Here is a 22,527-nt window from a genome sequence, read left to right as displayed (position 1 = left end):
TAATCTGAATTATTAGAATAATTTAATTCAGGTACAACCGTACTGCATTTATTAACGAAATACACGGCAAAAATTTAAAAATGCTTTCTAAAGGACGCTCCAGTTTACGAAAAGAGGTTTTCCAGTTGAGTGATATCTATTTTGAAACAGCTTACGGCCAGTTATACGAGAAAATTGAAAATGGCAAATGTGAAGTCTTTCATTATATAGGAGAAGAAGGGGAAGTTCGGCATCTGTATATCAAAAAGGAAATTCCATATCGGTTGGAGGGTGAAGTTTACTATGATTTGGTAACTCCCTACGGGTATGGCGGGCCGCTGATCATCCGAGTAAAAGAAGCGGGAAAAGCACGTCTTGTGGAGGCTTTTCAACGTGCCTTCCAGGAGCATTGCTTGGAACAGAACATCATTTGTGAGTTCGTCCGTTTCCATCCGATTTTAATGAATGCCGAGGATTTTTGCGATTGTTATGAGTTGACCCTGCAGCGCTATACGACCGGCACCAATTTACGGGATTTTGAGAATCCGATTCAAGCAGAGTTTTCGAAATCCAAGCAGAAAAGCATTCAGAAAGCCTTAAATGCAGGTGTGGAATACCGGATTACTCAAAACCCGGCAAGTTTGAAGGGTTTTAAAGACATATACGAACGGACGATGAACCGGAAAGAAGCGGATGCTATCTATTATTTTGATGATGGATATTTCGATCAACTGCTTCGGAATTTGGGGCAATACATCTTGCTCGTGGAAGTTTTCTATGAAGGCCGGGTGATTGGAATGAGTTTGAACTTTGCCTATGGAAAGTTGATCCACATTCATCTATCGGGGACGTATTTTGAATATCGCCATCTTTCGCCTGCGTTTGTTATGCGCTATGCACTCGTGCTCTGGGGGAAAGGGCAGGGATGTGAAATGATCCACGAAGGCGGGGGAAAAGGAAGAGGCTTGGATGATCCGTTATATCTCTTGAAAAAGCAATTTGGAAAGAACACGGATTTCAATTACTATGTCAGCCATAAAATCTGGAACCCTGAAATCTACAGCCGCTTATGCCATATGCAGCGAGTGGGGGAAACGGTTCAAGCCTTTCCGGCATACCGCTATGCCCACACAATAAGTTAATTTTCATTAGTAAAGCTGCCGTTAAATGCCGGGCTTTTTGCGCTATTCAGCTAGAAGAAACGCCTGGTTTATACGATTAGAGCAAATCGTTGTGAAATCAGATCCATTCCTGTAAGATGAGCAAAACGGGGTGAAGCATATGGCATTTCTTGATAAGCTCAACGAATTGAAAGACAAGTCAATCGAAAAAGGCAAAGCCCATTGGGAAGAAAATAAGGACGATTACAAAGAGAAAGCAGCAGACTATAAAGACAAAGCAGTGAACTTGAAGAATAACCTCAAGGACAAAGTTTCTAAATAACAGAAAAGCTAAGCGGCCAGGCACTTTGTGTCTGGTTTTTTATTTGTCTAAAGAAAGGATTAAACAAATTAAACTCAAACTAAATTGACAACGCTTTCTTTTTTTTCTACAATTGATGAAAGATTCAATTAATGAAACAAGGTTCCGTATAAAGGAACAAAAAGTTCAAGGAGGAAAATAAATGACTATAAAATATGGATGTCATGGATCGACTTGGGAGCTGGATTACGATAAAAAATCAGATTATTTTCCAGAAATAGCAGATGTAGTGGAATATGCTGGATTTCAGGGAGTGGATATTCAAGTCTCTTTACTAGGAAGATTTAAAGGCGATCCACAAGCATTAAAAAAAGAACTAGATCAGCGAAGTCTTCAATTGGCTGCTCTGACGATCCCATTCAATTGGTTAGAACCACAAGAAACGGAGGAGGAAAAAGCTTTAGCTGACTATTATATTGAATACATAAAGCATTTTCCTAATGCCTTATTAAATGTAGCTCCAAGAACCGGAAACTTACGGGAAAACTTGGTGAACCGCCAGCAAAACATCATTCGTTGTGCTAATCAATTAGCGAAGAGAGCGCACGAACAAGGGGTGCTCTGTTCATTTCATCCTAATTCACCAGCAGGGTCTGTATTCCGTTTAAAGGAAGATTATGAAATTCTTTTTGAGGGGTTAGATACGAATTATATTAGCTATACTCCAGATGCCGGCCACATTGTATTTGGTGGGATGGATGCATTGGAGATTTTCAAAAAATATTTGCCTTTCATCAAGCATGTCCACTTCAAAGATGCTACTAAAGATTTTCAGTGGAGAAAGATGGGAACCGGGGATATTGATTTCCCTGCAATTGTCCAATTGCTGACTGATTCAGGATATGACGGATGGATCATGGTTGAAGAAGAAACTGAGGAATCTACAGCTAACCCGAAACAAGCGGTAGTCGATATCAGCAAATACGTGAATTCGAATCTTAAACCAATCAGTCAAGGGGTTAACTAATATGGAAAAACCGATTGAGTTTTTGCCCACCATTCTTATGCCTGAAATTTATCGCCCATTTACGGGAGATGAAAGCTTTTTTGTTTCAAAAATAGAGGAGATTGCAGAAGAAGGTTTTTACCGAGGAATTGAAATTGCGAACATTCATGACAAAGAAAAAAGAAAAAGGATTCAGGAGGTTACTTCTGCCTCAGAGTTAATCGTAACGCAATGGATGACTGCGATTATTACGGAGCATGGATTGAACTTATCTGCTATTGATGAAAAAGCAAGACAGCATGCCGTGGACGAAATCTTAAGGAATATTGAATGGGCTAATGAAGCGGGAGCTTCAAATATCGCATTGATAACCGGACAGGATCCAGGAGAAGAACTGCGGATAAAAGCCGGAGAAAACCTGGTAAAGAGCCTTTCGTCAATTTGTGCAGAAGCGGAGCCTTATGGCATAGAAGTGCTTGTAGAACCTTTAGACCGACATGCCCATAAAAAAATGTTTCTTGGCCCTACAGAAGACACCTGCAAAATCTTATCAACCGTTAAAAACAATCATCCCAATATTGGCTTTGCATTTGATACAGCACATGCTGCTTTGAATGAAGAAGAAATTGAAACTGCAATAGAATTGGCTGGTCCCCTTATGGGTCAATTGCATCTTTCAAATGCTGTTTTAAATCCGGTAGATCCGCTTTATGGAGATCATCATATCCCTCTAGGTGCACCTGGATTTTTGACATATGAAAAAGCGCTAAGCATTATGCAGAAAGTAAAATCTCAGGGGCTTTTTGCTGCAAAGCCATTCCGAATCTCTGTAGAAGTACGGACAAACGAGAATGAAAATGCCCATTCCACCGAGCTGCAAACTAAGCAATTTTTAAAGAGATTACTTACTGAAGTCAGAGGATAGAGTGAGTTTATTGTATGAATCTAGGAGACTATCCTATAGAATTTAGGGAGAATCTTTATTAGATGATTGTTATACTGCCAGGAGGAAAGTATATGAAAAAAGAAGCCATTACCGTTCAGTCTGTTGATCGGGCTTTACAAATTATTGAGATTTTGCAGCAAATTCCCCAAGGGCTAGGGGTAACCGAATTATCGAATCGTCTTGACGTTTCTAAGAGCACAGCACATCGCCTCCTTATGTCTTTGTACAATAAGGGGTTTGTCCAACAAGATCACCAGACAGAAAAGTATATGCTGGGTTTAAAGTTTATTGAAGTCGGACAAGTCGTTACAGATAATTTGGATATTCGAAAGATTGCTTCTCCGTATTTGCATCAATTGACTGAAATAACGGGAGAAACTGCCCATTTGGCAATCATGGACAAATACGAAATCGTTTATATTGATAAGTTGGAAAGCAACGCAACGATTCGCATGTTTTCAAATATTGGCAAGCGAGCCCCGATTCATTGCACGGGGATTGGCAAATCGATTTTTGCATTTCTGCAGGACGAGAAAATAGAAGAAGTAATCACTGAAGCTGGCCTTCGCAAATACACCGAGAAAACTTTAATTACAAAAGAAGCAATGCTGGAAAATATTCAGCTGATTCGCAAAAGAGGCTATTCAATTGATGATGAAGAGCACGAAGCAGGCATTAAATGTGCTGCAGCTCCAATCTTTAATCATCAAGGAGAAGTAATTGCTGGGATTAGCGTAGCAGGTCCAATAATGCGGGTCACTGAAGAGAAGCTAGAGATGATGGCTAAAGAAGTACTACGGGTTTCTAATGAACTTTCAAAATTACTGGGCGCTTAAAGAAAATTCAAAATATTCGTTGACAGCGCTTTCTTTATTAAATATACTAAAAAAGAATCTACTAAACAAAACGGCGTTCCGTAGTAAGGAACGCCAAAAATAAAAATTATTTATGAAACGACGTTCCTTATTAAGGAACGAAGGGGGCAGGAAATGATAAATGTGATTAGCCAAGTCAATCAGCATAAAATTGTAGCCATTATCCGGACAGATTCAATTAATGAATTGGAACAAACAGTCCAAAGTTTGTATCGAGGAGGCATACGGATTGTTGAAATAACATTGAACACACCCGGAGCGCTAGAAGGAATCGCTTCACTTCAAGGAAAGTATCCTGACTTGGCCATTGGAGCCGGAACAGTTTTGGATCCTGAAAGTGCCCGTCAGGCCATATTGGCAGGAGCCACTTTTTTACTAGCTCCAACTTTGAAAGAAAGTTCAATTGCAATGGCCAATCGATATAACACTTTTATCGTGCCAGGAGTTTTAACACCGACAGAAGCATTAACAGCCTATGAATATGGTGCTCGCATGATTAAAATCTTTCCTGCTAGATCAGTTGGATCTAAATATATCACCGATCTCAAAGGGCCTTTATCACATCTTGATATTATGGCTGTTGGTGGAATTTCTCTTGAAAATGCAGAAGAGTTTTTGGAAGCTGGCAGTTCCGCTTTAGGTATCGGCAGCGCTCTCGTTGATAATAAGTTAGTTAAACAAGGAGATTTTGATGAAATTGAGAAACGTGCTAGAGAATTTGTCGAGTTAGCCAATCGATTTGAATTGTCTAAGAAATTATAAAAAGTGGTGGATTTGATGAAAACGATATTAATAGATTCAGGGACAACGAATTCACGGCTTCGTCTCGTAGATAGAGGCAGCAGTGAAATCTTAGATCAACTAAAAATAAATATCGGCGTAAGAAACACGGCAATAGATGGCCATAATGAACAGTTAAAGAGTGGCTTGAAAGATGCTATTGAAAAAATTCTGGAAAGAAATTCGCTGGCGTCGAAAGATATTCGGTACATGGTTGCTTCGGGAATGATTACTTCTGATTTAGGCGTCCATGAGGTTCCTCACATTACCAGTCCAGCCAGCTTCGATGATTTTGCCCGAAAATCCGTAGTTATCAAACTTGAAGAATTCTTCTCGATTCCTTGTATTTTCGTACCGGGCATGAAGAATAATACTGAGGATATTTCAGACTCTCTGGCATTTATCAATGACTATGATGTGATGAGGGGAGAAGAAGTTGAAACAATCGGCTTATTAAAACAGATTGAGGTCCAAGGGAATGGGATTATGGTTTTGCCGGGTTCTCACACAAAATACGTCGCAGTCGATAACCAAAAAAATCTGCAGTCGTGCCTTTCGACTCTAGGAGGAGAAATTCTTCACGCTATCCAGAAAGAGACAATTTTATCAAAATCTCTTACAACAAGCCTTGTGGAGGAAATTGATATAGAAATGTTAGAAAAAGGATACGAAGCATCAAAAAAATATGGATTTACAAGAAGTTTCTATCATATTCGGCTATTACAGATGTTTTCAACTTTAAATGAGAATCAGCGTGCTAATTATTTTGTCGGAGCAGTCATTCACGACGATATTAAAGCCCTGATGCAGACAACTGAACACAATGAAGTGGATTGGGTTATCGTCGGGGGGTCAGATCCTTTGCGAAAAGTGTTTGTGCATTTATTAAAGTATTTAGGAAATGGTTGGCGTATTATCGAAGCAAATGATCAGCAGGTGGCTGCTTCCATGGTCTTCGGAGCACAAGAAGTCGTATCAGTTTATCTGACAGGCAATGAACTGAATGTAAGCGATTACTAAAACAAAACAGGGGGTTTTATGATGAAGAAATTTTTATGGGCTGTTACATTATCCGCGTTAGCTTTGACAATCGGTGGGTGTGGTGAAGAAAGTTCGGGGGCTTCTTCCGGTGATGGCGGGAATTTCCCAGAGAAATCTATTGAAATTATTGTTCCAGCAGCTGCTGGAGGCGGGACGGATGCCACTGCTCGTGCGCTGGCAAATGAAGCGGAAGACGTATTTGGACAATCTATCGGTGTATTAAATAAAACAGGCGGGAGCGGTTCAGTCGGCATGTCTGAAGGTGCCAATGCAAAAGCTGATGGCTATAAAGTGACGATGGTTTTCGTAGAACTGACAATGTTCAAGCATTTAGGCTTATCTCCACTTACTTATGACCAATTCAAGCCTATCGGGATGATTAATTTTGATCCAGCGGCTTTGACTGTAGCAGCTGATGCTCCATACGATACACTTGAAGAATTTATCGCTTATGCAAAAGATCATCCAGGTGAAGTAAGTGTTGGTAACTCAGGGACAGGATCGATTTGGCATATTGCTGCCGCGAGCCTTGAAAAAGCGGCGGATATTAAATTGAACCATGTTCCACATGAAGGTGCAGCTCCAGCAGTAACGGCTCTAGTAGGCGGCCATATTGATGCAGTTACTGTCAGCCCGGCAGAAGTTAAAACACAGCTTGAAGCTGGAAATGTGAAAACTCTTGCGGTAATGGCAGACACAAGATCCGATATTATCCCGGATGTTCCGACATTCGCTGAAGCGGGAGTTGAAATCAATCCAACAGGTACTTGGAGAGGATTGACTGTTCCAAAAGATACGCCGGATGATGTGGTAGCGAAGCTTGAAGAAGGTTTCATGAAAGCTGCAGAAGATGAAGATTTTGCAGAATTCATGAAAACGAACGGCTTAGGAATTGAATTGAAAAGTTCTGAAGAATTTGGAGCTTACATGAAGCAGAATGAACAGGATTTCGGTGAAATCATCGGTGAATTAGGGCTTAACTAAAATCCGCTGAAAAATTTAAAGAACATTACCCAGACGATTGTCATGAAAGGGGCTTGACATTTGTCAAGCCCCTTCTTTAAGGAGTGAAATGCGTGAAGAAACCCAATTACATTAGTGGACTGATCATCATCATTATTGCTGGCTTTTTCTATTCGTTAACTTTCAATTTTCCAAAATTGGAAAACCAATTAATCGGCGCAGAATTTATGCCGCGTGTATATTCCGTTATGTTGATTATTTTAGGTTCCATTCTTCTGATTCAGACATTTCGGAACAAGGAAGAATCGGATGAACAAGAGAATACAATGAAATATTCAATCGGAGCCATGTTGTTCGTTATTTTGTATGTTGTTGTCATTCCATATATCGGATTTTATATCTCGACTTTCTTGCTGGTGTTAGGATTATTGCTGTTCTCTAAAGTTAAGAACAAAATCCTGCTTATTACGATACCGGTTGGAACCAGTCTCTTCATTTTCGTTTTCTTCCAGATTCTGCTGAAAGTATCGATACCGATGGGTACGTTATTTTCTTAATTAGGGGTGAATAGTTTGGACTTATTATTAGAAGGTTTAACAGGTGTATTTCAATTAAATGTACTGCTCATCCTTTTAATGGGCATTATTGCTGGTATCACAATTGGATCACTTCCAGGGCTGACAGCTACGATGGGAGTGGCGCTGATTTTGCCAGTCACTTTTGGAATGGAGCCGGTTACCGGAATTCTCTTATTGATTGGAGTCTATTTCGGAGCCGTATACGGCGGGTCCATCACAGCCATTCTGATCAACACGCCAGGAACCCCATCTTCTGCTGCTACTGCAATAGATGGCTATGCGATGTCAAAGAAAGGTTTAGCGCATAAAGCATTAACCGTATCAACAGTTTCTTCGGCTATTGGCGGTATATTAAGTGTCATTGTTTTAATTTTTATCGCACCACAGCTGGCTACGTTCGCTTTGAAATTCAGTGCTCCGGAAACATTTGCATTGGCAGTCTTCGGAATTTCCATTATTTCAAGCATTGCTGGTAAGTCTATGGTCAAAGGCCTGATTGCAGGTTTTATCGGATTATTAATTGCCACTATCGGTATCGATCCAATTGGTGGCTTCCCACGTTTTACTTTTGATAATGTCAATCTCTCAAGCGGCATTAATTTGATACCAGTAATGATTGGGCTTTTCGCTGCTTCGGAAGCTTTCAGGGCGATGGGGAGTATTTTCTCGACACGAAAACTTACAATTGTAGTTGAAAAAGTAAAGTTGAAATGGATTGAATTTAAAATTTTAATTGGTACAATCCTTCGTTCAGGGGCTATCGGAACATTTATCGGAATGATTCCAGGAGCGGGCGGAGACATTGCCGCTTTTGTTGCCTATAACGAAGCAAAACGTTTTTCGAAAAATAAAGACGGCTTCGGCAAAGGGGAAATGAAAGGTGTGGCAGCTCCAGAAGCAGCAAATAATGGTGTGACTGGCGGCGCAATGATTCCTTTGCTGACTTTGGGCATTCCAGGTGATGCCGTTACCGCAGTTCTATTAGGTGCTTTAATGGTACAAGGAATTCAGCCGGGTCCGATGTTGTTCGAAAATAACGGTCCGATCGTCTATACATTATTTGTCGGGATGTTGGTTGCAAATTTAATGATTCTGATTGTCGGGTTATTTGGAATCCGGCTTTTCACAAAAATATTACTGGTGCCAACGACTGTATTAACACCGATTATTTTAGTACTTTGTGTAGTTGGAGCGTATTCTCTTGGAAATAATTATTTTGATGTTCTCGTCATGTTGATTTCAGGAATTGCGGGATACTTCTTAATGCGCTACGGCTTCCCTGCCTCTCCAATAATTTTAGGGATTATACTGGGGCCATTAATGGAGAGTAATTTCAGAAGGGCTTTAGTAATGTCTCAAGGAAGCTTTGACATCTTTATCACTAGACCTATTACAGTGGTCTTGCTCATCTTGGCGGTTATAACATTATTTTCTCCGCTGTTGACTAGAAAAGTGAAAAAACCGACGACGGAAGGAGAATCATAAATGAAAATCATCAGCTATGAATTGTTTCAAGTTCCACCGAGGTGGCTGTTTTTAAAAATTGAAACAGATGAAGGAATTATCGGATGGGGAGAGCCGGTAATTGAAGGTCGAGCATCTACGGTCAAAGCTTGCGTCCATGAATTGATGGAGTACTTGATTGGAAAAGATCCTTTACGAATTGAAGATCATTGGAATATGTTATACCGTTCAGGTTTTTACCGGGGAGGTCCAATTCTGATGAGTGCAATTGCCGGTATTGATCAAGCGTTATGGGACATTAAAGGGAAGTATTTTGATGCCCCTGTCTACCAATTGCTCGGTGGGGCTTGCCGCGATTCGATTAAAGTGTATTCATGGATTGGCGGCGATCGTCCAGCTGATGTTGGGTTAGCTGCACAAAAAGTTGTGGATGCTGGATTTACAGCGATTAAAATGAACGGCACCGAAGAGCTCCAATACATTGACTCTTATGAGAAAATTGATCAAACGCTTGCGAGAGTTGCGGCGGTCAGAGAATCAGTTGGCCCTTATGTTGGCATCGGCATCGATTTTCATGGGCGTGTACATAAACCGATGGCAAAAATTTTAGCCAAAGAACTTGAGCAATTCCGGCCGATGTTCATCGAAGAACCGGTACTAGCAGAAAATAATGAAGCGTTGAGAGAAATTGCGAAACATACGACAATTCCGATTGCGACAGGAGAACGAATGTTCTCGCGCTGGGATTTTAAGCAGATTCTTACAGAAGGCTATGTGGATATTATCCAGCCAGATCTGTCTCATGCTGGAGGCATCACTGAATGCAAAAAAATCGCTACTATGGCAGAAGCATTTGATGTGGCCCTCGCCCCGCACTGTCCACTTGGCCCTATTGCTTTAGCTGCTTGTTTGCAAGTAGATGCGACCGCGCACAACGCTTTTATTCAAGAACAAAGTCTGGGCATCCATTACAATCAAGGGAACGATCTCCTGGACTATATTAAAGACCCTTCTGTATTTGAATATACCGAGGGTTATGTGAAAATTCCACAAGGTGCAGGTCTTGGAATCGAGATAAACGAAGCTTACGTGAGACAGCAAAGTGAAATCGGCCATAACTGGAAAAATCCAGTTTGGCGTCATCAAGATGGCAGCATTGCCGAGTGGTAAATGGGAGGGGAAAAGATGAAGCCTAAAGTATATATTGCTAAACCGATTCCGCTTGAAGTAGAAGAATATATTGCCCAGTACTGCGAGTATAAAATTTGGGATAAAAAAGAAGCGATTCCCCAAGACGTTCTATATGAAGAGATTGCTGATGTCGACGGATTAATGATTTCGAAATGGAAAGTCTCAGAAGAATTCTTGGATCATGCACCAAAATTGAAGATTCTCAGCAATGTCGCAGCCGGTTATGAAAACTTCGATTATGAACTGATGAAAAAACGAAATGTGTTAGGCACCAATACTCCTCATGTTCTGGATGACAGTGTTGCCGATTTGGCATTGGGACTAATCTTGATGACGGCTAGAAAGTTAGGGCGGTTGAATCAATACGTAAAAGACGGAAGCTGGTCCCGTTTAGACGACGAAGATTTCTTAGGGCAAGATGTTCACCATGCCACTTTAGGAATTATTGGGATGGGCAATATTGGTGAAAAGATCGCTAAACGGGCAGCCTTAGGATTTGATATGCACGTACTTTATAACAATCGTTCGAAGCGTCCAGATGCTGAAGAAAAATATGGAGCAGTTTACGCAGAATTGGATGATCTCCTACAAAAAGCTGATTTTGTTTTAGTTATGCTCCCACTTAGTTCTGCGACGGAAGGGCTGATTGGCAAAAGAGAATTCGATTTAATGAAGCCGTCATCTTTCTTTTTCAATTGCTCCCGCGGAAAAATTGTGAAAGAAGCAGAATTGATCGAAGCGTTGCAGACCGGTTCAATCAAAGGAGCTGGCCTTGATGTATATGAAACAGAGCCTGTGGATAAAGACAATCCTTTGCTGAAAATGGACAATGTGGTGACTATGCCGCACATGGGTTCCGCTACAGAAGCGACACGATTCAAAATGGCTATGACGGCAGCGCATAATTTAGTAGCAGGAGTTACAGGGCAAAATCCGCCAAATCTAGTCAAAGAATTAAAAGACATGGCAAAACAAAAATAAACTAATAAAATTGGAGGCTACAAAATGTATAAAAGTTTACAAGATGCAGTAACACTTAATAACGGAGTTAAGATGCCGATTATGGGGCTTGGAGTTTTTAAGGTGGAAGACGGAAATGTTGTAACAGAGGCAGTTAAAGCGGCTATTCAAAATGGCTATCGAAGCATCGATACAGCCTCGTTTTATGATAACGAAGCAGGAGTAGGAAAGGGAATTAAAGACTCTGGCGTTCCTCGAGAAGATTTATTCATTACCACAAAAGTTTGGAATAGCGACCATGGTTATGAAAACACCTTAAAAGCTTTTGATATCAGCTTAGAGAAACTAGGATTGGAATATTTGGACCTTTACCTGATTCATTGGCCAGTTAGAGGCAAATATGTTGAGACATGGAAAGCACTAGAAAAGCTGTATCATGAGGGGAAAGTCAAAGCGATTGGCGTCAGCAACTTTAATATTCATCATTTAGAAGATATTCTGAGAGAAGGCGAAGTTAAGCCAGTGATCAACCAAGTTGAATACCATCCACATCTGACGCAAGTGGAGCTACGAGAATTCTGTGAACGTGAAGGCATTCAGTTAGAAGCGTGGTCTCCATTGAAAAAAGGCGAATTGCTAGGGGACCCGGTTATTCAACGGCTTGCTGAAAAGCATCAAAAAACCCCCGCGCAAATTATTTTACGCTGGGATATCCAAAATAATGTCTTAACCATTCCCAAATCAATTAAAGAACATCGAATCATTGAAAATGCAGATATCTTCGATTTTTCATTGGAAGAAGAAGATATGCAAGAAATCAACGGCTTAAATATCAACAGCCGTAGCGGTGCAGATCCTGAAACGTTTAATTTCTAAGCTGTACCCAAATGCTGTATCCTTCTTAAAGACGGATACAGCATTTTCTTTTGTTAATTTTCAAACAAATAATGTGAGGCGGACTTATCTCAGCAGGATTTCACCTTATGCTTCAAGAATAGCTTAAGTGGAAATGTATATGATTAGACGAGCCGCGCGTACATATGCCAAACTAGAAATAGAATAGAAAGGGAGTAGTGAAATGAAGTATAATTTCGATGAATTTGTAAATAGAAGAGGGACCTATTCGATGAAATGGGACGGCGGCGATATGATCAAGGAATTTGGATTGACGGAACGCTATGACGCGGACACCATTCCTTTATTTACAGCGGATATGGATTTGCCGGTGCCGCAGCCGCTTGTCGATGCACTCCATAAAACAGTGGAACACCGCATTTTCGGCTACTCCGTTTTTCCGGAAGAATATTACGAAGCGATCCAGCGCTGGTTCGAAACGCGCCATGGCTGGAAGATTGAAAAAAAGGAAATCGTCTACAGCCCGGGAACTGTGCATGCTCTCAACGTAGCGGTTAAAGCGTTGACAAGTGAGGGCGACGGCATCATCATCCAGCGACCGGTTTATCCGCCGTTTACTTCAGCGATTGAAGGCAACGGACGAAAAGTTGTCAACAATGCGATGGTCAAAAGGGAAGACGGGCAATACGCAATCGACTTTGAGGATTTTGAAGAAAAGGCGAAAGAGGAGAGAACGACGATGTTCGTCCTTTGCCATCCGCATAATCCGACTGGCCGCGTCTTCACGAAAGAAGAGCTTGCGCGCATGGCGGAAATTTGCCATCGCCACGACGTCGTGATTGTCGCAGATGAAATCCACGGCGATTTGATCCGTAAAGGTGAAGTATTCATCCCAATGGCGAAAGCCACTGAGTTTACCGATAAGCTCATCACTTTCACAGCCATCAATAAAACTTTTAATGTGGCCGGACTGCATTGTACGAATGTCATTATCACAAACGAAGATTTGCGGGCAACTTTCGCAACTGAAATGGGGGTGCAGCTGCCATCGCCATTTGCAGTGTCTGCGTTGATCTCGGTTTACAACGATGGCGAAGATTGGCTTGATCAGCTAAAAGATTATGTTGATGGCACGATGCAAATGGTCAAAGATTATCTGGCTCTGCATATGCCGGAAGTGAAAGTGATTATTCCTGAAGGTACCTATGTGATGTGGCTCGATTTCAGCGGCTACAACATCAGCGCAAAAGAAATCCATGACCGGATTTTCAATAAAGCCAATGTCTTGCTTGAAGACGGCAATATGTTCGGGGAAGAAGGGGAGATGTACCAGCGGATCTGCATTCCATCTCCGCGTCCATTGATACAAGAAGCACTTGAGCGGATTTCCCGGGAGTTTGAAGATCTTTCAAAAAAACAGTCCGTTGAAAAAAAGGCGGCAAAATAAGAACGATTACGAGAAAACCATCCCCGATTATAAAATGGGGATGGTTTTTTATTGATATAGCAAAAAGTTTAAAGGTGAAAAATAATTTCCTAACTCGTAAATCTTGAATTGCGAGTATTACTAACTACCTCTATGGAAATTCTCTCCTTTGAGAAACTGTTCATTTAGTAGAAGACAACAGATCATACTAACTATTGAAAATTATAAAATAAAAAAAGGTTCTTCTATTAAATATTAATAAAATGATTTTTATATTAAATATTAATAAAAAATAAAACTAGTAAGAATTTTTAGGAATAATAATTTATGAGTATATAAGTCTATTCTAAAAAAATAATTAAAAGGTATATAATACCTAGTAAAGATAAAAAATAAAAGTATAAAGAGATATTTTATTGTATATTAATTCAAGTTAATTTTATAAAAAAGTTAAAGGGAACATTCAGCAATAAAAGCACGTGTTGATAGGTTGCTGCGGGTTTTCCAGAGAACATTAAAATACTTTATTACGTAGGAGAGAGGAATTCATGTTTATATTCAAAAGGGAACCAGTAGTAGAGGAATTTGATACAAGTAAATTTAAAAAAATTGTAGGGGAAACCGTAGAAGAAATGTTAAAAACGCGAGAGGAAACGGTGTATTTCCTAGATGAACATGACCTTGTCCTTATTTTCTCGTGGGAGTTTGATCATCTTGAAGGCTCCCTTTATAAATGGTCAGAGTTCCAGACGTCTTTGGAAGAGGGTTCTTCTATCTACAACGAATCTTTATTTACAGAAAAACGATATGTTTACCGAAAAGACGATAACCTCGTCACTTACATAGATGATGAAAAAATAAAAGATTTCTCGATGGAAAACTTAAAAGTATTTTATTGTATGTGCGAATTGATCCGCCTATATGACATCCAAGTGGATAAAAGAGGACGTTATCGATGCATTTGGTCATAATATGAATACGTAAACAAAAATAATGAAAAGACGATTTCAAAAGGCTTGTTTTGCCCTTTTAAATCGCCTTTTATTTTTTATTTGGCTTGAATGAGTTGCTCGGATTCCTTCAATTCATGATGGATTTTTTCATTCCAGATTTTGTTTCCGACATAGTAGGTGAATTCCGTATTTTTCCCAAACTGTTTTTTGAAAAGAAATAGGGAATCTTCAGGGTCGCTCGTTCTTCCGCCGCCGTCGTGGATCAAAGAGATATTGTTTTCTTTCCCCCATAAGGTTAAAGCATACTGCAGAATTGAAGCAGGGGAAAGGTGATGATACTCTCCTAAAGTGCCCGATAGGTGCGTACTGATGAGCTTGCCATAGACAAAATTAATCCCCATTCCGATTACTTTTCCTTCATAAAACACCTCGGTCAACAGAATGTTTTCACGCAGCAATGCCAAGCAATTATCAAAATAAATTTCATCAAAAAAATAAATTTCTTCGGCTTGGTTTCGCTTCATCGTTTCATAATAAAGTTTCATAAAATCACCTAAGCTGTCTGGCCGAACCGTTACTCTAAAGCTGACGCCGCTATTCAATGCTTTCTTGATATTCCTTCGGCATGATTTCGAAAATTCGGCTTGGATGGGGTCTTCCGATAATTCCAGATTGGTCCCGGTCGTTTTTCGCTTGAAAGAAATGTCATAGCAGCCTGCAAAATCTTCTGCATTCGATAAAACAGGGTGGAAGCGCACAAACTCACGGATAATCTGCTGCTCGTTGCAGTATTTTTGAAAAGCGGCTTGGAATTCTTTTACTAGAAAAGGCTTGTTGCTCTCTAGGCAATCGGATATTATGGGCCCGCCGTAGCCATAAGGCGTTTTAATTTCATAATAGGTTTGTCCGTACAGCCTCGTTTCCAATTCGCATCGAATGTACAAATGTCTGATCGACCCTAATGGGTGTTGGAATTCAAATACCTCGCTAATTCCTTTTTCAATGGCTTCATATAAACGGGCGTAAGGCTTTTCAAAATAAATATCTTTTAAAGTCATGAATTCGCTCCTTTAATGAGATTGAAAAAACATATTGATTTAAGTATATACTAAATTCTTTATAAATTAAACTGAAAATTCAGTTTAATATTCATTGGCTATAAATTGAGTGAAGAAAAGAAGAAATATTCTTTATAAAGTAGTTCTAATTTTCAAATAATATGATATTATAGCACTAGGAAATAACTTCTTTAGTTTCTTTAGCCTCAGTCTGATCTTAACAAAGAGCTTGCCATCGACGTAAAACTGACAAAGGGGGATTATTGATGAACAGAGATGTATTCTTGCCTATGATTGAAAAGAAATACATGAAAGGCTTGCACGCAAGTGAGGTGCAGAACCCGGAAGATACATATTCACGTTCAGCACAGCGGGAACGCAGAAAATTCGAGTCGATGAAATTGTTTTTATCGCTTGCCACTGTTTTTGGGGTCGCTCCTTTCAGTTTTGTGATTTTCGGCATTCTTCATGCTCATCTGGGACTAAATCTATTTCTTGCAGCTGTTTTCATGATGGCGATCCCGATTGTTTTCAACCATCTCCTCTCAGGTGCGATCCAGAAAGAATACGATAAGAAAATGAAGGAATTAAAAAAAGAGATGCTTCATTAATTCAAGGCAATAGTTAACTTCAACCATAGAAAAAAGACGCAGGATGGGAGAATAACCCATCTTGCGTCTTTTTTATCCTACTTCCTTAGTTAGCCGAGCCCGATAAGCCGGAAAGCAAGGGCTGTTTGGAACCGCTTCAACTGCTTCCATCAAACGTTCATAAACAGTTGGGTTCCATATTTTATAGCCGAAATAATAATTGAATTCCGTATGTTTGCCGAACCGCTTTTTAAATTGGAATAGTTTATCATCAGGACTTGATGTTCTGCCGCCGCCGGAATGGATCAGTTTCATATTCTGTTCTTTCGCCCAAATGGTGAGAGTTTGCATCATTATGTAAACGGGCGATAAGTGAATCGTTTCTTGAAGCGTACCGGATAAATGGATATGGACATAATCGCCATGGACAAAATTTAAAATCATGCCGATCACTTCACCTTCATAGATGGCTTCAATCAGCAAAATGGAAGGCCCGAGAAGTGCCAGGCATTTATCAAAATAATCATCTGTGAAAAAGTAGATGTCTTCCGCCTGGTTTTTTTGCAGGGTTTTATAGTAGAACTCTCTAAACAGTTTTAAACTTTTCGGGTGACGAGTCACACGAGTCTCGATTCCAGCCTTTGCTGCCCGTTTAATATTCTCTTTCGCCGACTTTGAAAACTCGCTTTGAACCGGATTTTCAAAATCGGCAATATTGGTGCCAATTGTTTTTCTTCTCCAAACTAATTTATACACCTCTTCAAAATCTTTTTCGTTTGAAAAGACGGGATGAAACCGGATAAATTCATTGACGATATTCTGTTCTTGGCAGTATTGCTGGAACGCATTTTGAAATTCTTTCGCTATAAGCGGTCGATTGGATTTTTCCTCACAGTGCATAAGTGGTCCGCCATATCCATAAGGCGTCGTTAAATCGTAATAGCAAATGCCATCCAGTTCAATATCAATTTTTCGTTTGATAAATAGGTGCCTAACGCTGCCAAGCGGGTGGGTGAATTCAAAAGTTTCACAGACACCGCCTTCGATTTCTTCATAAAGTTTTCCATAAGCTTCATCAAAATAGATGTCTGGCAATCCAATCACCCTCATTTCTTAAAATAGTAAACCTTAGAATTACACATAGTATAAGCGGAAAGTTGAATTAGGCAAATGAATAGTTAGATGTCCCTCAAACTATATTTAAATGCATTTCAGCTAAAATTTCAATAATGTATTCAGAATTATCTGTATTTAATATAAACCTTTATGATATACTCTTTTCAAACATTTTAGAAATTAATTGATAGAAATTAGCTTATTTATCCTGTTTTTGGAAAGGAATGATGGAGTGAACGTGCAAGTGCCGGATATTTATTTTTTACCAGAGTGGGGGAAATTTTTTGAGACAAAAGAGATAGGCGGTGAATGGCGTATGTTTGAAATAAAGAATGACATCGGACATGTCTATCACCAGTTTATCGTCAGGCCAACGCCGGTACAGATAAGCGGTGCACTCTATTTCGATATCATCACGCCTTACGGATTTAGTGGACCGATTATTTTGAAATGCAAAGATGGGCAGCGGCAGTGTTTAGCTGCAGTCTTCCAAGAGCAATTCCAGCAGTATTGTGAAGATCATAAGATTGTCAGCGAGTATATCCGATTCAACCCATGGTTAAAAAATCGACTGGATTTTGAAGATTATTATGAGTTTCGCGATAACGGATATACGGTCTATATCGATTTGACTGGGGAAGATTATTTTATGGAGCAATTTTCTTCCCAGAGCAGAAGACAAGTGCGAAAAGCGGCTAAAAATAATGTCGTCATCGAACTGGATTTCATTGGCGAAAGCGCAAGTGAATTTCAGCGGCTCTATGAGCTGACGGCCAAAAAAAATAACATTGGCGACTATTATCTTTTCAGTCTGGATTCCCTGCACGCGTCGTTTGAAGTGTTCAGTGGAAAGCAATTTTTCATTAATGCGATTCATGAAGGGAACTACATCTCCTCATCTCTCATTCTTCATCACGGAGATTATATGCATTACCACTTAGCTGCAAATGATCCTGCGGCCTATCCACTGGCAGGGAATAGCCTCGTAATTTCCGAAGCTTGCCGGTGGGGAGTCGAAAATGGCAAAAAGGAATTTCATCTTGGAGGGGCTTCTGATGAGAACCTTTACCGCTTTAAGCAGAACTTTACAAAAGCACCGTTTTTAGAGCTTTTGATGGGGAAGAAAATCCGCATGCAGGAAGCTTATGAGCAATTATCGGAAGCGAAAAAGGCAACGCAGGGAATTAAATATCCAGGCTATTTCCCACTGTACCGGGGTTAAGAGTGGGAATAGAAGCTTATCTAAAGAGAGAGAAGAAAAGAGGTTTTAAGTATGGAAGATATCTATTTCAAAAAAGATTATGCACGGCTCTATGAAAACGTCGAAGGCGGCATTGCTGAAGAATTTTCCTACGAAGGGCCACAAGGAATCATTAAGAATCTATTTATCAAAAGGGAAATTCCAATAGAAATCGAAGGTGGACCATACTACGACTTGACGACTCCTTATGGCTACGGGGGTCCAATCATTGTTGAGTGTGAAGAAGGCTACAGAAAAGAACTTGTGAAAGAATACGAAGCGGCTTTTCAGCATTACTGTGAAGTAAATAAAATCGTATGCGAATTTGTTCGATTTCATCCGCTTTTCAATAATGCAGCTGATTTTAAAGACTGCTACGATATCCATTTCAAAAGAAAGACCATCCAGACACAGTTAAAAGAGTTTGATGATCCTATCCAGCATGAGTATTCCTCGTCATGCAGAAGGGACATTCGACAGTCGCTCAGAGCCGGTGTTGAATTCCAAGTGGTTCAAAATCCAGACGATCTTCATGATTTTAAAAAAATCTATTATTTGACGATGAACCGGAATGATGCAGATTCCATTTACTATTTTGATGATGAATACTTTGAAAACTGCATGAAACTGTTAGGGGAATATCTTGTCACAGTAGAAGTGTTGTACGAAGGGAAAACAATTGGCATGAGCATCAGCTTTGCTTGCGGCAATTCCATCCATGCGCACCTTACCGGGACGTTAAGAGAATATCACCGGCTAGCACCGGCCTATGTCCTGCAATATGCCCTTGCACAATGGGGAAAGGAACATGGCTATGAGCGAATCCATCATGGCGGCGGGAGAACGGGAGAGCCCGACGATAAACTCTATCAGTTTAAAAAGAAATTCAGCAAAAGCGAAGAGTTGGACTATTTCACAGGCCATCGCATCTGGCATCCCGAAAGATACGCTCATTTATGTGAAATGGTGGGTGCAGAAAAGAACGGGAGCACCCCGCAAGCTTACCGGATGACTGCTAAACCTGAAAAAACGATGAGTTGAAGAGAAAGGAGGCCAGGGAGATGGTATAATAAAGCCAAACATTTGGAAAAAGAGGCTAATCGATTGATGAAAAATATACCTATAGCAGCTTGGGCAGCTGTCCTGATTTGGATGGCCGTCATTTTTTTCTTGTCCCATCAGCCTGGTAGTGAATCAGGTGAATTAAGTTCCCTCATTACGGAAAAAATCATTGCAGCGGCTGAGCAGATTTCGCCGGCACTCGGAGATTCAGTAGAGACGCTGCATACTATCGTTCGCAAAAGTGCACATTTTATCGCCTACCTATTGCTAGGGATCTTGGCGCTCAATGCATTGCAAAAAAGTGGTGCAGGAGGATTCCGCAGTTATGCATATGCTTTTTTGATTGCTGCGGCGTACGCAATGTCCGATGAATTCCATCAGCTTTTTATCCCTGGCAGAAGCGGAGAAATACGGGACGTAGGGATAGACAGCGCGGGAGCTGCAACCGGTTTACTGTTATTTTGGCTCATTAGAAAATGGTTCTTCTCTAAGCGGGTTTCCCAATCATTAAATTGAAGTTCGCTAAAAATCGTTCCTGCAAAAGGGAACGATTTTTTTATGTTAAATATTTTTTCTATTATTTACAGTGAAAGCTATCTAACAACCTACCCTTTTTAAAGTTTTTAGATAATTTAGACTATTTAACTTTAATTTAACCTAAGTCATTTAGTATAGAGATTCATTAGAAATCCTTGGATAGGAGGAGGACCACTATGATATTTATAACGGGCGGAGCTGGATTCATTGGCAGCCATGCAGCAGTTGAATTACTGGAAGCGGGACATGAAATTGTGGTTGCCGATACGTTGATCAACAGTCAGAGTGAGGCGATCCGGCGCATTAAAGGGATTACAGGCAAAGACTTTCCTTTCTATCAAGTCAATTTATTGGATTATAAGAAATTGAACGAAATTTTTTCTTTGCATCCGATTTCAGCTGTCATGCATTTTGCTGGGTTAAAATCGGCAGCTGAATCGGAAACTGACCCGCTAGCCTATTATCGGAACAATTTAGGAGGCACCTTGTACTTATGTGAAATCATGAAGAAGCATGGGGTCAAAAAAATAATATTCAGCTCTTCGGCTATGGTCTACGATGTCTCGGATGAAATGCCGCTCATCGAAGAATCGCCTCTCGGCGCTTCCAATCCGTATGGCCGCAGTAAGTCGATGACGGAAGAAGTTCTTCAAGATTTAATCGCCTCGGATCCCGAATGGCGCATTGCTGTGCTTCGTTATTTTAATCCGATCGGAGCACATGAAAGCGGGTTGCTCGGTGAAGAACCAAAAGGCAAGCCGAACAATCTGATGCCGTTCATTACACAAGTGGCAGTTGGAAGGCGGAAAGTCGTGCAAGTTTTCGGTGATGATTACGAAACGCATGATGGAACCGGTGTTCGTGATTATATCCACATTGTCGACCTTGTAAAAGGACATGTAAAAGCTTTGGACTATTTAGAAACGCATAAAGGACTTGAAACATTCAATTTAGGCACTGGAAGAGGCTATTCCGTGTTCGACCTGATCCGGACTTTTTCTTTAGCTACGGGTATTGATATTCCTTATCAGATTGCCCCTCGCCGGAGTGGGGATGCAGCATCTTATTATGCGGATCCATCAAAAGCTGAATCGTATTTAGATTGGAAAGCAGAAAGAGATTTAATGCAGATGTGTAGGGACTCTTGGAACTGGCAAGCGAAAAATCCCTTTGGCTACAAAGAATCCACACATCCCGCTGCCGCTTTTTTAGGGAGGGAGCTGGATAAAGCTTTTTAAATTTGAATGCTTGAGCGGGGCAGTGATTTCACGCTGCCCCTTATTCGAGGGAAATTACCCATTCCCTTTGAAAATATGCTATGCTTTTCACATATTTTGTAAAAACTAAATGTCGAAAAAATAAAGGGGAATTCGATGTCCATATTGATTTGCGGAGGCGCCGGCTATATTGGCAGCCATACGGTAAAAGAGTTGATCGGAAAGTATGATGTCGTTGTACTGGATAATTTGACCACGGGATTTCCTTTCCTTCTGAACGAAAAAGCAACATTCATTAACGGAGACTTAGGTGATGAGGAAACCTTGGATAAAGTATTCACAGAACACAATATTGAAGCAGTCTTCCACTTCGCAGCCAATAGCCTAGTTGGTGAATCTGTTACACAGCCTTTAAAGTATTATCAAAATAATGTTGGGGCCACCATCATGCTTTTGAAAAAGATGGTTGAATACGGTGTGGACAAGTTTATCTTTTCTTCTACAGCAGCTACATATGGAATTCCCGAAACTGCGATTATCACAGAAAACAATCCGACGCAGCCGATCAATCCATACGGCCGTTCGAAATTGATGGTTGAACGGATTCTTGCAGATACCGCTAAAGCCCATGATTTCAAATACGTCATTTTACGGTATTTTAACGCAGCAGGCGCCCACGCTTCCGGGGAGATAGGGGAAAGCCATGATCCCGAAAGCCATTTGATACCGATCATCTTGCAGCACCTTCTTGGAGAGCGTGAAAAGATTTCCGTTTTCGGAACCGACTATGAGACTCCAGACGGAACTTGCATCCGGGACTATGTCCATGTCACTGATTTAGCGAACGCGCATATCTTGGCATATGAAGGCTTAGTCAAAGGCGTTGTAGAGAATGAAATTTTCAATCTCGGCAATGGTTCCGGCTATTCGGTAAAAGAAGTGATCGACCTTTGTGAGAAAGTGTCTGGCAAAAAAGCAGTAATCGATTATACGGAACGCCGTCTTGGAGATCCTGCGGTGCTAGTCGCATCTTCTCAAAAAATCCAGGATATTCTTGGATGGACGCCGAAATACAAATTAGAAGAAATTATTAAGAGCGCATGGAATTGGCATAGCAAGAGCCTTAATCGCCAAATTTAAAAAGAATTCAACGAAACCTTTCAGCGAAAATAGCAGTCTACCCTTTGAAAGGGGCAGGCTGTTTTTTCTTGAAATCTTCTCTTGCTCCTTTAGTATTAAGCAATTTCAGTCCTTCTAACTATTAAAAG

The 22,527-nt window shown here is 40.5% G+C and carries 23 protein-coding genes; 21 read left to right on the top strand and 2 right to left on the bottom strand.

Annotated features, from left to right (window positions below):
• The first annotated feature begins 125 nt into the window (after positions 1 to 125).
• From AC2EXB_RS14410 to AC2EXB_RS14340, 15 genes are all read left to right on the top strand, one after another.
• Positions 126 to 1,121, top strand: a complete 996-nt coding sequence (locus AC2EXB_RS14410) for a GNAT family N-acetyltransferase (protein WP_483602096.1) — start codon at positions 126 to 128, stop codon at positions 1,119 to 1,121.
• Between the two features lie 139 nt (positions 1,122 to 1,260).
• Positions 1,261 to 1,422: a hypothetical protein gene (locus tag AC2EXB_RS14405; RefSeq protein ID WP_235196933.1), complete on the top strand. Its 162-nt coding sequence runs from the start codon at positions 1,261 to 1,263 to the stop codon at positions 1,420 to 1,422.
• Positions 1,423 to 1,603: 181 nt separating this feature from the next.
• A complete protein-coding gene (locus AC2EXB_RS14400) occupies positions 1,604 to 2,428 on the top strand; it encodes a sugar phosphate isomerase/epimerase family protein (RefSeq protein ID WP_235196932.1) in 825 nt (274 codons plus the stop codon).
• Position 2,429: 1 nt separating this feature from the next.
• Positions 2,430 to 3,332, top strand: a complete 903-nt coding sequence (locus AC2EXB_RS14395; RefSeq protein WP_483602095.1) for a sugar phosphate isomerase/epimerase family protein — start codon at positions 2,430 to 2,432, stop codon at positions 3,330 to 3,332.
• A 92-nt stretch (positions 3,333 to 3,424) separates the two neighbouring features.
• Complete coding sequence (locus AC2EXB_RS14390) at positions 3,425 to 4,189, top strand: IclR family transcriptional regulator (RefSeq protein ID WP_483602094.1); 765 nt, start codon at positions 3,425 to 3,427, stop codon at positions 4,187 to 4,189.
• A 153-nt stretch (positions 4,190 to 4,342) separates the two neighbouring features.
• Positions 4,343 to 4,990 carry a bifunctional 4-hydroxy-2-oxoglutarate aldolase/2-dehydro-3-deoxy-phosphogluconate aldolase gene (locus AC2EXB_RS14385; RefSeq protein ID WP_483602093.1) on the top strand — a complete coding sequence of 216 codons (648 nt, stop codon included), beginning with the start codon at positions 4,343 to 4,345 and terminating at the stop codon, positions 4,988 to 4,990.
• 15 nt (positions 4,991 to 5,005) lie between these two features.
• Entirely contained in the window at positions 5,006 to 6,028 is a 1,023-nt protein-coding gene (locus tag AC2EXB_RS14380) for a 2-dehydro-3-deoxygalactonokinase (protein WP_483602092.1), read from the top strand.
• Positions 6,029 to 6,049: 21 nt separating this feature from the next.
• The gene (locus AC2EXB_RS14375; RefSeq protein WP_483602091.1) at positions 6,050 to 7,033 is read left to right on the top strand and encodes a tripartite tricarboxylate transporter substrate binding protein; all 984 of its coding nucleotides are present in this window, start codon (positions 6,050 to 6,052) and stop codon (positions 7,031 to 7,033) included.
• A gap of 92 nt (positions 7,034 to 7,125) precedes the next feature.
• Positions 7,126 to 7,569 (top strand): tripartite tricarboxylate transporter TctB family protein, encoded by a 444-nt coding sequence (locus AC2EXB_RS14370; RefSeq protein ID WP_052650813.1) that lies wholly within the window; start codon positions 7,126 to 7,128, stop codon positions 7,567 to 7,569.
• A gap of 15 nt (positions 7,570 to 7,584) precedes the next feature.
• Positions 7,585 to 9,075 carry a tripartite tricarboxylate transporter permease gene (locus tag AC2EXB_RS14365; RefSeq protein WP_235196926.1) on the top strand — a complete coding sequence of 497 codons (1,491 nt, stop codon included), beginning with the start codon at positions 7,585 to 7,587 and terminating at the stop codon, positions 9,073 to 9,075.
• A complete protein-coding gene (gene dgoD, locus AC2EXB_RS14360; protein ID WP_483602090.1) occupies positions 9,076 to 10,224 on the top strand; it encodes a galactonate dehydratase in 1,149 nt (382 codons plus the stop codon). It abuts the gene before it with no gap.
• Positions 10,225 to 10,239: 15 nt separating this feature from the next.
• Positions 10,240 to 11,226: a 2-hydroxyacid dehydrogenase gene (locus tag AC2EXB_RS14355; RefSeq protein WP_483602089.1), complete on the top strand. Its 987-nt coding sequence runs from the start codon at positions 10,240 to 10,242 to the stop codon at positions 11,224 to 11,226.
• 24 nt (positions 11,227 to 11,250) lie between these two features.
• A complete protein-coding gene (locus tag AC2EXB_RS14350) occupies positions 11,251 to 12,081 on the top strand; it encodes an aldo/keto reductase (protein ID WP_483602088.1) in 831 nt (276 codons plus the stop codon).
• 202 nt (positions 12,082 to 12,283) lie between these two features.
• Positions 12,284 to 13,507, top strand: a complete 1,224-nt coding sequence (locus tag AC2EXB_RS14345) for a MalY/PatB family protein (RefSeq protein ID WP_483602087.1) — start codon at positions 12,284 to 12,286, stop codon at positions 13,505 to 13,507.
• A gap of 527 nt (positions 13,508 to 14,034) precedes the next feature.
• Entirely contained in the window at positions 14,035 to 14,457 is a 423-nt protein-coding gene (locus AC2EXB_RS14340) for a hypothetical protein (RefSeq protein WP_483602086.1), read from the top strand.
• A 77-nt stretch (positions 14,458 to 14,534) separates the two neighbouring features.
• On the opposite strand, the gene AC2EXB_RS14335 is transcribed toward AC2EXB_RS14340, so the two are convergent.
• A complete protein-coding gene (locus AC2EXB_RS14335; RefSeq protein WP_483602085.1) occupies positions 14,535 to 15,497 on the bottom strand; it encodes a GNAT family N-acetyltransferase in 963 nt (320 codons plus the stop codon).
• 266 nt (positions 15,498 to 15,763) lie between these two features.
• On the opposite strand from AC2EXB_RS14335, the gene AC2EXB_RS14330 reads away from it, so the two are divergent.
• On the top strand, positions 15,764 to 16,108 hold the full coding sequence (locus AC2EXB_RS14330; protein WP_483602084.1) for a hypothetical protein: 345 nt from the start codon (positions 15,764 to 15,766) through the stop codon (positions 16,106 to 16,108).
• A 72-nt stretch (positions 16,109 to 16,180) separates the two neighbouring features.
• Here the strand turns inward: AC2EXB_RS14330 and AC2EXB_RS14325 are convergent, their stop codons facing one another.
• On the bottom strand, positions 16,181 to 17,182 hold the full coding sequence (locus AC2EXB_RS14325) for a GNAT family N-acetyltransferase (protein ID WP_483602083.1): 1,002 nt from the start codon (positions 17,180 to 17,182) through the stop codon (positions 16,181 to 16,183).
• A 337-nt stretch (positions 17,183 to 17,519) separates the two neighbouring features.
• Here AC2EXB_RS14325 and AC2EXB_RS14320 point away from each other — a divergent pair, with 337 nt between their 5' ends.
• The 5 genes from AC2EXB_RS14320 to galE (AC2EXB_RS14300) all read left to right on the top strand — a co-directional run bounded on the left by AC2EXB_RS14320 (position 17,520) and on the right by galE (AC2EXB_RS14300) (position 22,399).
• Positions 17,520 to 18,425, top strand: coding sequence for a GNAT family N-acetyltransferase (locus tag AC2EXB_RS14320; RefSeq protein WP_483602082.1), 906 nt, complete (start codon positions 17,520 to 17,522; stop codon positions 18,423 to 18,425).
• Between the two features lie 51 nt (positions 18,426 to 18,476).
• On the top strand, positions 18,477 to 19,484 hold the full coding sequence (locus AC2EXB_RS14315; protein ID WP_483602081.1) for a GNAT family N-acetyltransferase: 1,008 nt from the start codon (positions 18,477 to 18,479) through the stop codon (positions 19,482 to 19,484).
• Positions 19,485 to 19,550: 66 nt separating this feature from the next.
• Positions 19,551 to 20,021 carry a VanZ family protein gene (locus AC2EXB_RS14310; protein ID WP_483604757.1) on the top strand — a complete coding sequence of 157 codons (471 nt, stop codon included), beginning with the start codon at positions 19,551 to 19,553 and terminating at the stop codon, positions 20,019 to 20,021.
• A 197-nt stretch (positions 20,022 to 20,218) separates the two neighbouring features.
• Positions 20,219 to 21,280, top strand: a complete 1,062-nt coding sequence (galE, locus tag AC2EXB_RS14305) for a UDP-glucose 4-epimerase GalE (RefSeq protein ID WP_483602080.1) — start codon at positions 20,219 to 20,221, stop codon at positions 21,278 to 21,280.
• Between the two features lie 135 nt (positions 21,281 to 21,415).
• Positions 21,416 to 22,399 carry a UDP-glucose 4-epimerase GalE gene (gene galE, locus AC2EXB_RS14300; protein WP_483602079.1) on the top strand — a complete coding sequence of 328 codons (984 nt, stop codon included), beginning with the start codon at positions 21,416 to 21,418 and terminating at the stop codon, positions 22,397 to 22,399.
• The last annotated feature ends 128 nt before the right edge of the window (positions 22,400 to 22,527 follow it).

Source organism: Planococcus alkaliphilus, from assembly GCF_057031095.1.
Note: the sequence above shows the minus strand (reverse complement) of the source record. Positions and strands in the feature narration are given on the sequence as shown.

What these genes read in the sequence shown, in the direction of transcription:
- AC2EXB_RS14405 (WP_235196933.1), top strand. Translation starts at nt 1,261, where the DNA reads ATGGCATTTCTTGATAAGCTCAACGAATTGAAAGACAAGTCAATCGAA.
- AC2EXB_RS14400 (WP_235196932.1), top strand. Translation starts at nt 1,604, where the DNA reads ATGACTATAAAATATGGATGTCATGGATCGACTTGGGAGCTGGATTAC.
- AC2EXB_RS14395 (WP_483602095.1), top strand. Translation starts at nt 2,430, where the DNA reads ATGGAAAAACCGATTGAGTTTTTGCCCACCATTCTTATGCCTGAAATT.
- AC2EXB_RS14390 (WP_483602094.1), top strand. Translation starts at nt 3,425, where the DNA reads ATGAAAAAAGAAGCCATTACCGTTCAGTCTGTTGATCGGGCTTTACAA.
- AC2EXB_RS14385 (WP_483602093.1), top strand. Translation starts at nt 4,343, where the DNA reads ATGATAAATGTGATTAGCCAAGTCAATCAGCATAAAATTGTAGCCATT.
- AC2EXB_RS14380 (WP_483602092.1), top strand. Translation starts at nt 5,006, where the DNA reads ATGAAAACGATATTAATAGATTCAGGGACAACGAATTCACGGCTTCGT.
- AC2EXB_RS14375 (WP_483602091.1), top strand. Translation starts at nt 6,050, where the DNA reads ATGAAGAAATTTTTATGGGCTGTTACATTATCCGCGTTAGCTTTGACA.
- dgoD (WP_483602090.1), top strand. Translation starts at nt 9,076, where the DNA reads ATGAAAATCATCAGCTATGAATTGTTTCAAGTTCCACCGAGGTGGCTG.
- AC2EXB_RS14355 (WP_483602089.1), top strand. Translation starts at nt 10,240, where the DNA reads ATGAAGCCTAAAGTATATATTGCTAAACCGATTCCGCTTGAAGTAGAA.
- AC2EXB_RS14350 (WP_483602088.1), top strand. Translation starts at nt 11,251, where the DNA reads ATGTATAAAAGTTTACAAGATGCAGTAACACTTAATAACGGAGTTAAG.
- AC2EXB_RS14345 (WP_483602087.1), top strand. Translation starts at nt 12,284, where the DNA reads ATGAAGTATAATTTCGATGAATTTGTAAATAGAAGAGGGACCTATTCG.
- AC2EXB_RS14340 (WP_483602086.1), top strand. Translation starts at nt 14,035, where the DNA reads ATGTTTATATTCAAAAGGGAACCAGTAGTAGAGGAATTTGATACAAGT.
- AC2EXB_RS14335 (WP_483602085.1), bottom strand. Translation starts at nt 15,497, where the DNA reads ATGACTTTAAAAGATATTTATTTTGAAAAGCCTTACGCCCGTTTATAT.
- AC2EXB_RS14330 (WP_483602084.1), top strand. Translation starts at nt 15,764, where the DNA reads ATGAACAGAGATGTATTCTTGCCTATGATTGAAAAGAAATACATGAAA.
- AC2EXB_RS14320 (WP_483602082.1), top strand. Translation starts at nt 17,520, where the DNA reads ATGTTTGAAATAAAGAATGACATCGGACATGTCTATCACCAGTTTATC.
- AC2EXB_RS14315 (WP_483602081.1), top strand. Translation starts at nt 18,477, where the DNA reads ATGGAAGATATCTATTTCAAAAAAGATTATGCACGGCTCTATGAAAAC.
- AC2EXB_RS14310 (WP_483604757.1), top strand. Translation starts at nt 19,551, where the DNA reads ATGAAAAATATACCTATAGCAGCTTGGGCAGCTGTCCTGATTTGGATG.
- galE (WP_483602080.1), top strand. Translation starts at nt 20,219, where the DNA reads ATGATATTTATAACGGGCGGAGCTGGATTCATTGGCAGCCATGCAGCA.
- galE (WP_483602079.1), top strand. Translation starts at nt 21,416, where the DNA reads ATGTCCATATTGATTTGCGGAGGCGCCGGCTATATTGGCAGCCATACG.